This window comes from Thiomicrorhabdus chilensis DSM 12352 (assembly GCF_000483485.1).
Taxonomy (GTDB): domain Bacteria; phylum Pseudomonadota; class Gammaproteobacteria; order Thiomicrospirales; family Thiomicrospiraceae; genus Thiomicrorhabdus; species Thiomicrorhabdus chilensis.
In genome coordinates this window covers 1,641,074-1,653,648 of sequence record NZ_KI519609.1, presented here as the reverse complement: position 1 = coordinate 1,653,648, position 12,575 = coordinate 1,641,074, and the positions used below count along the sequence as shown (strand labels likewise).

Annotated in this window: 10 protein-coding genes; all 10 read left to right on the top strand. The window is 36.7% G+C overall.

Features of this window, described 5'->3' with window-relative positions; translation table 11 throughout:
• Positions 1–72 precede the first annotated feature (72 nt).
• The 10 genes from B076_RS13045 to B076_RS0107895 all read left to right on the top strand — a co-directional run bounded on the left by B076_RS13045 (position 73) and on the right by B076_RS0107895 (position 12,269).
• Complete coding sequence (locus B076_RS13045) at positions 73–897, top strand: metallophosphoesterase (RefSeq protein ID WP_051347255.1); 825 nt, start codon at positions 73–75, stop codon at positions 895–897.
• On the top strand, positions 890–1,273 hold the full coding sequence (locus B076_RS0107930; protein WP_028486832.1) for a hypothetical protein: 384 nt from the start codon (positions 890–892) through the stop codon (positions 1,271–1,273). Before B076_RS13045 ends, B076_RS0107930 begins: the two co-directional genes overlap by 8 nt.
• Entirely contained in the window at positions 1,251–1,781 is a 531-nt protein-coding gene (locus B076_RS0107925) for a hypothetical protein (RefSeq protein ID WP_028486831.1), read from the top strand. Before B076_RS0107930 ends, B076_RS0107925 begins: the two co-directional genes overlap by 23 nt.
• 11 nt (positions 1,782–1,792) lie before the next feature.
• A complete protein-coding gene (locus B076_RS0107920; RefSeq protein ID WP_028486830.1) occupies positions 1,793–2,524 on the top strand; it encodes a metallophosphoesterase family protein in 732 nt (243 codons plus the stop codon).
• Positions 2,521–3,177 carry a metallophosphoesterase family protein gene (locus B076_RS13040; RefSeq protein WP_051347254.1) on the top strand — a complete coding sequence of 219 codons (657 nt, stop codon included), beginning with the start codon at positions 2,521–2,523 and terminating at the stop codon, positions 3,175–3,177. Before B076_RS0107920 ends, B076_RS13040 begins: the two co-directional genes overlap by 4 nt.
• 18 nt (positions 3,178–3,195) lie before the next feature.
• Positions 3,196–4,101, top strand: coding sequence for a metallophosphoesterase (locus B076_RS0107910; protein WP_028486829.1), 906 nt, complete (start codon positions 3,196–3,198; stop codon positions 4,099–4,101).
• 8 nt (positions 4,102–4,109) lie between these two features.
• A complete protein-coding gene (locus B076_RS13405; protein ID WP_157753564.1) occupies positions 4,110–4,478 on the top strand; it encodes a metallophosphoesterase in 369 nt (122 codons plus the stop codon).
• Positions 4,479–4,737: 259 nt separating this feature from the next.
• Complete coding sequence (locus B076_RS0107905; protein ID WP_028486828.1) at positions 4,738–5,400, top strand: hypothetical protein; 663 nt, start codon at positions 4,738–4,740, stop codon at positions 5,398–5,400.
• A gap of 286 nt (positions 5,401–5,686) precedes the next feature.
• Positions 5,687–10,159, top strand: coding sequence for a hypothetical protein (locus B076_RS0107900; protein WP_028486827.1), 4,473 nt, complete (start codon positions 5,687–5,689; stop codon positions 10,157–10,159).
• Positions 10,149–12,269, top strand: a complete 2,121-nt coding sequence (locus B076_RS0107895) for a hypothetical protein (RefSeq protein WP_028486826.1) — start codon at positions 10,149–10,151, stop codon at positions 12,267–12,269. Before B076_RS0107900 ends, B076_RS0107895 begins: the two co-directional genes overlap by 11 nt.
• The last annotated feature ends 306 nt before the right edge of the window (positions 12,270–12,575 follow it).

Here is a 12,575-nt window from a genome sequence, read left to right as displayed (position 1 = left end):
CAAAATTTATTGGCGTTTTTTGCTTAGTTTGTTTATCATTTAGATGTCTATTTAAAAATATGCGGAAATAATATGGTGCAATATGGTAGAGGACAGAAACAGGGTTATCACAAAGAAATCTGCCTTAATGAAAATGGTCGTGATTTTGTCATTGGTGATATTCATGCCAATAAAAAACGATTATTAAACGCACTTGATAACGTCACGTTTAATGAGTCAATAGACCGATTGTTTGCCGTTGGGGACCTCATAGATGGTGGTAAAGACAATGTAAAAGTGCTTGATATGCTGTATCAAAAAGAGTGGTTTTACTCGATTCGTGGTAACCATGAGCAGTTGCTAATTAATCGTTATGACTTTCCTGGTGACATTCCATGTTGTACGCCTTCCGAAGCGGTTAAAAAGACGAAATGGGACGCTGCGGAATTGCATAGATATAACGGAGGCAAGTGGTTTGACAGATTGTGGAACGATAATGCAAAGCATCGTATTTACACGCTTTTGAAGAAACTTCCTCTTGCAATGACTATTGAGACTGAACGGGGTGATGTAGGTCTTGTTCATGCAGGTGTACCACTTGAGTTCAAAGCTTGGTCAGATTTTCTCGAATCTCTAGAACAGGACGAAATGGTGCGAGAAGAGGCTTTGTGGACTCGTGATGTCATTGCTGAGTTTTACGATTATCATCGCCACAGAAAATGGGAAGCAGAAGTGCCTGTCGAAAACAGGTGGCTCGATGGAATAGGAGTAACCGTTCATGGTCATACAGGTGTGGGTGCAAAGCCTGCTGTCCACTGTAATTCAGTGTTTATTGATGCTGGAGCGGGCTCTCAGAATTACCATATTTTAGAAGTTGGTGAGTTATTTAAGTTAGTTGAGGAGAACATAAATGCTTAATTACATATACAGAACTGCTACACCAGTGGATAAGCAGCCATCTATTTATCTCCACGTTTGGCGTGTTATGGAAGTTATCTTTGAGGACGAAAGCTTTGCATGTATTGTGGGTTTGAAGCCAGATGGTGGTGCTCGAAGAACGACTCCAATCGTTGCGCTTGAAAAAGTGAAACACGATGGCAAGGACGTCTATAAGGCAATTACTGAATCGGGGCGTGAGTACATTCTTGCTAAAAGTGGTTTAACTGATGAAAGTCGAGATATGAATGATGTGATTGCAGACTTTAAGAGTCAGTCAAAACACGGAAACTTTAGAATGAATCTACTTTCTCCAAAAGAATGGAAGAATAGGTATGGAAAAGCCAATCTTCATTGATTTTGAAGCTTCAGCGATTAATGGATTTCCAATCGAAATAGCCTACGGTACGTCTGAAGAGGATTTGAAGTGCTTTTTAATTAAGCCTTTGCCAGTTTGGAATGACGCTGATTATCTTTGGGATTACAACGCTCAAGATATGCATGGTTTTTCCAAGAATTATATTAATCAATATGGCATCAACGCTGAAACAGTTGCTCGTGAGCTGTCTAGCGACTTAAAAGGCAAAACGGTTTACGCTGATAATGGCGCAGATTTGAATTGGCTTTTGATGCTTCTCGATGATGTTAGTGAAATGACAGGTGAAACCTATCCTGAGCCTAAATTTAAATTGATTCATACATTAATCCATGAGCAGAAGATTCCAAACGAAATTGCTTACAAAGCACAGATTGTTGCGAGTGAAAAATTTAGAGAAAAAGGCTTAACTGCTCATAAAGCAGATGCAGACACACTTAAACACATTTGGACTTGGGAAGCGGTTCAAGAACTCATGAAGGGCTTATAAAGGGCTTCAATATGAAAATTGTACATTTATCTGATACACATGGTTGGCATAAAGACAGCAAGTGTGAAGAGTGGCTAGAGGAAATTGCAAAAGAACATCAGCCTCAAGTTGTTATTCATTCAGGCGATTTTATGCGTCATTCAATGAGTTCGAGAGATTTGAACGACTTTTTAGATTGGTTTGAAGAGCTACCATTTGAACATAAAATCTTAGTGCCAGGTAATCACGACAGATTTTGCGAACAGTTTGAAACTGATAAAGATTTCAGATACATGGTTATACCTGATGAAGTTCATTTATTAATCAATGAATCGATTGAAATCAATGGTGTTAAATTCTGGGGAAGCCCTTATACACCTGAATTCCACAATTGGGGCTTTCAGTTAGATAAAGGTGAAGAGCTTGAGCATTGGAATAAGATTCCTGTTGATGCTGATGTGTTGATTACACATGGCCCAGCTAAATTCATTTTAGATGATAAGTATGCTGAATTCTCGATTGGGCGTAAGAGAAGAAAAGAATCAAGCGAATTTTATGAGTCTGCATTGGGCTGTCCATTTTTAGCCGAAAGAATTAAAGAATTGAATAAGTTGCAAGCACATTTATTTGGTCACATTCACGGTGGGTATGGACGAGATGATTCTCACGGTTATGTCGCATTAAACAGTTCATTGATGAATGAAGATTACTCTCTTAAAAATCAACCTCAAGTAGTGTCAGTTAAGAGTAAGGATAAATTATGAGTTGGTTAAACGAAATCAATAAAGAGACTTGGTTAGTTAGTGATACACACTTTTATCACAATAACATCAATAAGTACGAGCCAAGCCGATTAGAAGGCATGAAATCTGATGGGTTTGATAACCCTGACGAATGGTTAATTCATAACTGGAATTCGACTGTTGGCGAAGATGACCTGGTGCTTCACCTGGGTGATTTTGCATTTAAAAAAGCCACTGATGTATTACCCATGCTTAATGGCAGAATCATCCTGGTTTTGGGTAATCACGATATTTCGATGATTAATAAGTTTAAAAGGTTTGTAGAAGATTTTCCAGGGAAGCTAGAAGTCGTTTACGGCATCAAGGACTGTCAGCCTTGGCTGTTAAAACCACAGTGGGTAAGTGGTTTAATCAGGGAAGTGTGCGGTTTAAAAATCATGTTTTCTCACTATCCATTAGTGAGTGATAACCCTTATATGCGTGGCAAAGCAAAAGAAACTAGAGATTCTATGGCCGAAGTGTTTAAACATGAAGACTGTGACTTAAATATTCACGGTCATGTTCACACTAATGATGCAAAAACGGATAAATCTAAAGAGATAAACGTGTCTGTTGAACGTATCGACTTTAAACCTCAGAAATTATGCGATTTGATTAACAAGTTTGTTAACTAAGAAGTTTGGATTATGTAAATGAAAATTAAATATTACCGAAAGCTTATGCTGGAAAAATTAGGTTCTAGTTATGAGTCGCTAAGCGATGATGCAAAAGCATCGCTGGATTACTACTGTGGTCGCAAAACGCTAGAGAATATCGAACTTTACAAGCATACACTTGGAGAAAATAAGCTCGGTAAAGACTATATAGTTGGCGATTTACATGGTCGTTATTTTGAGTTGATGAGCGAGCTTAAAAAGATTGGTTTTGACTTTAAAAAAGACCGTTTGATAGCGGTCGGGGATTTAGGCGACAGAGGGGATGAAAGTGAGAAGGTGATTAAATTGCTAGAAGAACCTTGGTTTTACTCAGTCCGTGGAAATCACGACCAGTTTATTCTAGACCAGTATGAACCAGAGCGAATCCAACTTTATAACCGATACAAGTATTATGAACCTGCGGAACTTCACAGAAAGATTGAGGGTAGATGGTTTTTCAAGCTTGATGAGCAATGCAGAGCTTATTTAGCAAAGCTATTGATGGCACTGCCATACGTCATTGAACTGGAAACGCATGGTTACAAGATTGGTATTAGTCACGCAGGCGTTCCGACTAGATACGGTAGCTCATGGAATGAGTTTGTAAATGATTTGGAGCAACGTGATACTCGTGAGTTGTGTTTGCGTACTCGAAGACATGCTGAGATGCATCAAGAGGGGGTTGAGCGAGTGCTATCTGATGTCGATTACACAGTCCATGGTCATAGCTGTTTTGAGAAACCTGTTTTTACTACTTTTAGTGCGTTTATTGATACTTTTGACAAGGCCGGCAATTTAACTTTATTAAGCGTCGATGACTTAGTTAAGAGATTGGATGCTAATAAAGAGTGGCGTGAGGCTAGAAGGTTAAAACGTGAGAATGGTGATAAGCAAGCCCTTTAGAAGGACTTATAAAGGGCTTCAATAATAAAAATGAAAGTGATACGCACGGTAATCATCGAGATAGAACGCTACCCAACGGTGATTTTCTTATATGTAGTGGCGATTTTTCAAAATATGGCATTGATATTGAAAATTACGCATTTCTTAATTGGTTTCGTGTCCAGCCGTTCAAGCATCGCATATTGATTGGTGGAAATCACGATGAGGACCTTCCAAGAACCCCCGAATTGTTCGACTTTACAGGGGTTCACTATCTAAATAACTCTGCTGTTGAGCTTGATGGCATCAAGTTCTACGGCTTAGGCGCTTCACCCTCAGAGTTTACTATGCCGTTCACATACTTTGCCGAGCGAAGCGGATTGGAGTCATATACCTAGCGACACAGAGGTTTTAATCACTCATACACCTGTTTACGGTATTTGTGATGACAAATCAGGATGTAAGGCATTAAAGAATGAAATAGTCAGGCTAGAGCATCTTAAAATGCATCTTTGTGGTCACATTCACCAAGCACATGGTATGCGTAAGCGAGATGGAGTTTGGTTTTCTAACGCTGCTACGGTTATTAATGTCATCTTTATTTAATTTCAGAAAAATAGACAATTCTTTTTAGTAGCGATTTTTTGGAGTACAAGTATGCCTAATAAACAAATTCTAAGAAAATCCATCAACAAAAAGATGAGGGATTTTAAGTTTAGAACGATGGCAGTTAAAGCTGTTGATATTTTCCAAAAAAATAATCCGATAATTTATATCAACCTTGATGATAGACAACAAATAGAAATGAGGTTTATGGATGTTTACTGTCAAGCCTATAGAGAACACCTTATAGCATTTGAAGATTTAGTGCTGACAGCAATGGCTTGGCAAAACGTTCTAAGTGGGAATTTGATTTACCGATTTTTACAAGTTAGAGAAAATCCGTATCCTGATAAACAGATTGACGCAAATCAAGACATACTAAAAGATATGGTTAAACAATATCAGAAACGGAACCTGTATGACATTCTTGATGCTGATTTTTGGGGTGGGAATCAGGGGGAAGATGGGTTTATAGAGTTCAAAAAACCATTTATTGAGAGTTTTTCCGCGGTTGGCTACGATGCGGAGGGTGATAGGACTGAAGCAAGCGATGTTGTCGACGGAGTTTGTTCCAATTTTCCATTGGAAGTCGGTTATTGCATGCCGGACCAAATGGAATTTCATCTTAGAACAAGACGATGTGTTGCAAGGTTTCCGTATGGGTATGATTTCGTAATCTTTATAGAGTCTAAACGAGATGACGTGTTTAATTTCTAATTAAGAATTTCTAAAATAAGGTAATAACAATTTGAATTTTAATTTTTAGAATTATATTTATAAGTCTTTGTACTTATTTGTTTACAAGTACTTGAAGTAATGTTTAAATGTAATTTACGAAAGATTTGTAGTCTGCTCCTGTGCGACTTTCTGCAAATGAATAGAAAGTTAGATTTAGTAAAAGTAACTTTTTGACGGTTTAAGGTCAATTAGCGCTTTTTGTTATTTTGCCCTAAGGGTAAGGGGAGTTTGTACCTATCGTTTGGGCAGCATAGGAGATTTAGTTATGGCTCAAATAAGCCTTGCACCACTCTATCCGTTTGCATATGCAGATACAGTAAATGGCTTTGTTAAATCAATTACATCAGGAACAGGGTTAGGAAAAAGTTACTCTGCTCAAGTGGCTGTTCTCGATGATGTCAAATCGAAAATTAATAGTCAGAGTGCGAATGAAATTTATATTTTTACTGCACCGCAACATAACCAAATTCAATTTGATGCCAAAATTGTTAAGGAATTAGGTGATTACGGATGTGAAGTAATAAAGGTTAGGCCAGTTTCTGCTATTGCCTTATCCAATATGGAAGTAGAAGGTAATGTTTTAGACATCGTCAAGGACCTCTTCTTTGTAGCTGGAAATTCGACAAACACTTTATTTAAAACATTAAAAAGCAGTATCACAGAGATAATTAAAAAATTAGACAACAGTTATGGTCTTGATGAACAGTTTAAACGTTTAGAAATAATTGAATCACAAGCCAGAGCTTTAAGTTATTTAATTGATGAGAAGCAGGGCGAGATTAATGGTGATGAAGAAGTTATTAATATTTATCGAGAACAGGAAGAGGCGAGTAAAAAAGAACGTATTCGTAACCTGGCAAAAACTCTATCTGGCACTTTAACAAAATTATGTGAAGACTCGTACAAAAATAAGACATTTTCAGATTTGCTAGAGGTGGTGTTTAGGTCAAAACATCCAAAATCCTATGAGCAGTTTCGAGCGATTACGGCCTCTTTCTTTCCTTTTTTTCATGTTCAAGTATCAAGTTCCAAGTTTTTCCTATTGGGGATGACAACGGCAAAATTGATGACAAAACACTATTTTTTCAAGCCACGACTACTAAAGAATGGGCGATTAAACTGGACCAAGGACATTAGAAGTATTGATGAACTAGCACAAATGTCATTGGAGCATGAAGAGGCTGAAGACGACATTAAATCTTCAATTTTCATGGCTGATTTTACCTTTTTCTTAGATGAGTCGGATGCAGCTAAAGAAGTTATAAAAGATAGTCTAGATGAAAACTTTCGTGATTTTAATTTGCTTCAGTCTATCGGTTCTTTGTTCAAAGAAATGGGGGATGTCTTGTGTGACAAGTCATATAAAAACTTAAAGTCACTTTATGATGACTCCGGACAACGGCTTCTTCCTTTTTTAGATAATCATGTAACAGATGACTCTATTCCTAGAATTATCGCAAAAGAACGTTGCCTAAAAATTAGAAATAGTCTCTTTAAAGCTGTGTCTGAAGCTAATGACTTGGATTCAGAAGAGACTTTTGAAAAGCTATCTGACTTAGGGGCAGGGTCTTTAAATGCTCCATACTGTACTGTAGAAAGTAAAGTTGATAGTGAAGTCTTTAATACTACAAGTGCTTTTGGGGGAGAATTTTTTGGGTTCACTCCCAGCCGACATTTAGATGATTATTACATTGTAATAATGCCTAGCTCTTTCCGGATTGTGAGGAGTGATAGTCTCCAGAAGTATGCAAACTTCAAAACAGTACCTCTTTATTACTTCTTTCTATTAATTACTGAAACATATTTACATCTGCGCCATTTTAGTAAAGAGCAGGGTAGTCTTGAGGGGTTAGAGAAGGAGATTAATCTTGTAGAGGAATCTATTCTTGGTAATGACTGGGAGGCTTTAGAAAAAAGTGTAAAAAGTTTGTCAGGTGTCAGTGTTCCGTTCAATATTGATAAAAGGAATTCTTTAGAAGATGAACTGCATACTGCTACTTCTAAAGACTTGCTAAGGATGGTTCGTAATGTCAGTAGGGAGAAGTTTATTAAGGCTTTTTCTGATGGCCGAGAGTTTGATGAAATCCTTGAAGATGGGATTCATTCCAATCAATGTCATCAAAAGACATTAATTGATAGCGATTATGCCTTTAGGCGAGGACACACCATTTACGGCATTGTGCAAAGCAAGCATGAACGATATCAGTTGTCTCCTTGTGGTGGTGTAAATAGTGTCTCATTTCCCGTCTATATGAGAAGGATGTCGCCAGAGAGATTCATTGTATCTTTGGTTAATGCTCCTTTAAAACGCAATAAAGTATTTTTAATGAGTGCTACTGGTGGTTTTCACAATGCACATATCTCAGCCTTTTCAACTGGGTCGCTTTCTATCCTGTGTAAAGAAGCAAAGGTTGTTTATCAGGATATGACTGATGATGATTTTGCTCTTACAAAGTTGAAGCAAGATGAGCGAGCCCAGAAGAAAATTATTAAGAACAAATCCTTTGATGGCTCTTTTGAACTAGCAGATAAAGTCTTAAGTATGACGTATATAAAAGCTAAAGAAGAAGAGAAGCTTGGTAGCGATACAGTACTGGTTGGAAAGTTTATAAAAGGGCGCTTTAACCGTCATAAAAAAACTGAATTCAGAAATGTATTTTCGGCAATTGAAAATACTCAAAGAAGCTCTTTAAATGAAAATAAACCAAGGTTTTCTCTAGCATTAGCACAAACGCATAACTTTGCATTGTCAGCTATTTCAGGTGCTTTAAGAGATAAAGCTATTTTTATTGGCGATAAGGTTTATTCGTTCGAAATATTATTTGGTTCGGCAGGGGATGCAGAAGAAATTAGTGCAGGTTATGGGCTTGTAATTTTGAAAGAAAAGTCTGCAAATCGTTACAGTAATTCATCTAAGGCATTACCACTTCTTATTGTTTTTTACTCGGCGTCATTGGAAAAGAAATTAGTCAAACTTTTAAAGGAGGCGAACTCTAATCCAAACTCAGTTAGCTATAAATTAAAAGAGCTTTTGAAATTGCCTTACCCTTCTAGGGTGTATCAGCAAGCACAAGATCCGGGCTTCAACCCTATGGAGCTAATTCTATCTTCTGGCCATGGAAACTCAGTTTGTATTGTTAGTGCCTACCAATCTGCTGCTAGGGGGCTAAACTTGATTGTTGATGGTTTTAAGCATCCACAACTCAAGTCTTCAAGAAATAGTGAAGAGAAAAAGCAAGCAGACTTTTTTAACGATTCAAATATAAAAGAAAGTAGAGTTTTACAAGCTAAGAAAAGGGATTTAGATGCGTTATATGTTTGTGCCCCTCCATTTTATAGTTCTATAAAGCCTCCGATAACGAACTCTCTCAATAAGCAGTCAGCAGAGAAAAGGTTTTTTTTGAGTGCTCAGAAATACATATATATGTTAGAGGAATACTCTAGGCAAAATGTACTTCAAAATGAACATGCAACTTATAATACTGAAATTGACTTGAATACTGCTGAAACTGACCCTGTAATGCAGAAGTTCTTTGAACAACAACATAGAATTTCACTGATTTCTATGCTGATGCAGGGCATAGGAAGGGTAGAAAGGACTAATGCAAGGCAAGAGCAAGAAATATATCTATGTAATGAAGTCGATGAGATTTTTAACAAAGGATTTGAGGCTATTTTTCAACATCAGAATGATGAGAAAATTCATCAACAAATCAACTGTATGTCTTTAGTCAATTCAAGGTTGTCTAATGGTTATTTAAGTCTTAAGAATAATGAACCTCTCACGTCTAAAAAACAGTTATCTCCAGAGCTAGAAGTTTTCGAAGACTGTAAATCAACGCTTCTTAGCAAGTTGGCGAGTTATCGTTCTGGTACTGAAACGCAAACAGTTTTAGCGTTTGTTGAGTTCTACAAGGCTTACCGCAGCCCAGTTTGCTGGACCCATGGAATAAAAGCTTATTTGGAAGGTTTGAATGTGGCCTTGCATAAACTTCCTAAAAGGCAGCAGCTTCGTTTTAAAGCTTTTATTGATTTGATTGTGGTTCAAAAAAATATCCCGATAGATTCGTATCGTATTAGAGAGACTCACATTAACAATAATCAGACAAGTTTTTTCTTTGATAACAATGGCTTTGAAGTGGATGTTGTTAATTACCTTGAAAACCATTCAGAGCTTGTGAACGCTTTAAGTGAAAATGGTCAAAGTGTTACCAACGCTCTCTCTTCTAATGAAAATGGCCTTTATACATTTGTTCAGCCATGGGCTCTATTTGATTTGATTGGGAACTTAGGTGAATTAGTTGTAAGTAGAGTTATTAGAACTTTGGTTTTGGCTTCTATAGATGTCCGTGAATTATCTTCTATTCAGTCAAAAACATTAAATAGTATTTATGAATTAGCTGATTTTTATATCGTTAAAGAAAATGTTGTACTCGCTATTGATGCTAAAAGCTTATCTAATTCTGAGTATTTTGGTATCAATCCTTCAATCGGTTTAAACCAGAGGCTATTCGAGTCATCAGAGTCGAAGTTTGAAACGATTAAAGAGAGCTTACCGGGCTATACAGTTAAGTATGTCATTCTGAACACAAGAGTGAATGAGAATGCGGTTCCTCAAATGAAACGTCATGAAAATGGAGTCTTTACTTTGTCTCTTAACTCATCTGTAAAGGCATTGTCATTGGACCTGCTAAGGGTTCTTGAACATGAAGAAAAGGAGGCTAATTATGAAGCTTAATTCTCTGGCAATAAAAGACTGTAGTCGTGTAAATGAGCAGTTAATTGAATGGTTGATTGATAAAACCAAACAGTATGAAAATATGACCCTTATTCCATGCATGACTAAAGCTGATAAGCCTGAAATAGCATATAAGGCTCTAGTAGAAGATGTGAATTCTCGTTTATCTTCAAATAATCCATCATATGAGAAAAAAAAGAACATTAAAGGTATAGCATCTTTTAAAAACAAGGATACATACTTTGGAGTTTGCCTAGTTTTTGGGAATGAAAATAAGCTTTCATTTGATATTGAGTTAAGAGACCTTTATCAAAAGGCTTTCAGTTCTACGGAAGAGATTTCATGGTTTACGCTATCACTTATTCGATTATGTTTAGCATTTAAAGGTTTTGAACCTGTTTTAACTGAAAAGCTTGAACTTGAAAATGATATTGAACTGACTCTGGGTCGTCAGTCATTTGCATATTCTTTTTCCGACCAAGACCATATTTTCTCTGTGAGTGTTCAACGAAGCACTCTGCGACCCAATGAGGTTAACTTAAGTGTAGTTAGTCCAAAGAGATATCTCCCAAAGGATAGCCAAGGAGTTATTGCCTATAAACAAGGTATATACATTTTTGATTATGATTGTTTAAGAAAAAGTACATTAAAAAAGCCAAACTTCCCATACATTCAGCATAGGACCAAGCAAACTGATGAAGGCGAGGCTGAAAAATACATTGATGAACAGGCTAACACTAGGGTTCTGCATGAATATTATTGGTCAAAACATCTAGAGAATCTTTTAGAAGAGTGCAATATAGAATTCATAAGACCAGAAATACAGAATTCGTATTCCGTATATACAAACCCTGAAAATGACTCATTTGGATACATCTCGAAAAATTTTGGTGGGTTATCACTTTCTAATACGCAAAATTTTGCTATCTATTTTGATGATAGCCTTTACGAACTTGAGTCATTTGATGAACAAGTAGCACTTGAAGCACTTCAAAAGTTATCCGTGGAGAGGTTGTCTGACGATGTAGATGTTGTTTTAACAGTTAGTAAGTCTCCAGAACTTGCGGATATTTATATAACGCAGTTCACATCAGAAGAACCTTGGATATCAAGTTCAAGAAATGAGAACTTGGACACTTATGGACAGATTCGTTTAAACAGTATTATCAATAACTCGTTTAGCCCTATGCAGTCAGTTTTTTATGAAACCCTTTTTTTGAAGGGGGATATCAATAACCCTAGCAAAGAGGTATTCAAGCGGACTCTATTTGAGGTAATTCAAAAGCGAGAGCTTCTTGGCAAGAAAGCCCCCATTTCTTCAAGTATTCAAAATGTGAGCTTAGATAATGACTTCAATGTTCATTATTATTCTTGTCGCAGAGTTAAGCAGAGTGAAAACGCTAAAAGGTTCAATTTTTTTGGAGCCTTAGCTTCATTCCTGGTTAAAGGTGAGAATATTAGCCTAGTAGAAATCAACACCTTTGGGCAAATAGGTGTTAATCGTTTTGGAGATAGGTTTATTGACTTTATTGAAGACTTCGAACTTTCTGATAACGTTGATGATTTCCTTGATATTCTTGCACAAGCTGAAGAGAAAACACAACAAAGCCTCGATGCTCTTTATAAAAACAATGGTATTTCGTTTATCTTTATTGAAAGGGGCGGTCAAATAACCCAAATTTTTATTGGAAATGCTGCAAATGAAGCTTATGAATACTGTGACCTTGAACTAGATATTTCAAGAAATATCCGAGATGAAATTAGAAAAGGGTTGATGAAAGGGACTTTTTCTAAGAAAAAAATGGAATCAAAGGTACGTCTTGGGTTTCGTGATAAAGGAAGTGAAGCTTACGAGGTCTATAGCATTGGTAACTGCTTATATATCCCACGTAAGGTCTCAAATCCAGGGCATAAGAATAACAAAATTCGGCAATCGTCTTATGAACAAGTTTATGGCACAGAACCATTAACTTCTAATGGGTACATAAATGAAAAATCTATTTATCCATTGATTGTAGCCCTAGGTTCCGATGTAAACTCTTCTAGTAGCCATAGCGGAGTTAAAAAAACGCTTTATGAAAAAGTGTTTAGTTTATTGGTTTCTGACTAGATGGAAGTAGAGTCTGGGCTAGTACACATTATCTAGTCAGTCGATTTTGCAGAGAGGTCTTGTATGTTCCTTCTTCACAATTATTGTAGTGGTCAAGTAAAAGTGGCCACATCTTTAGAGCAATTTAGTCTGTAAATCAGAACTTATCAATTAAATACCCTCTAGGATAAGCTACAACAAAGAATGTAGGTTAAAATTTTCAGTGTCTAGCGAGGTCGAGGAGTTCACAAAAATTGAGAGAGTCTTGATTGATATTGACTATACAGTGCATGGACACAGTTGCTTTGAACAGCCTGTTTTTACAAC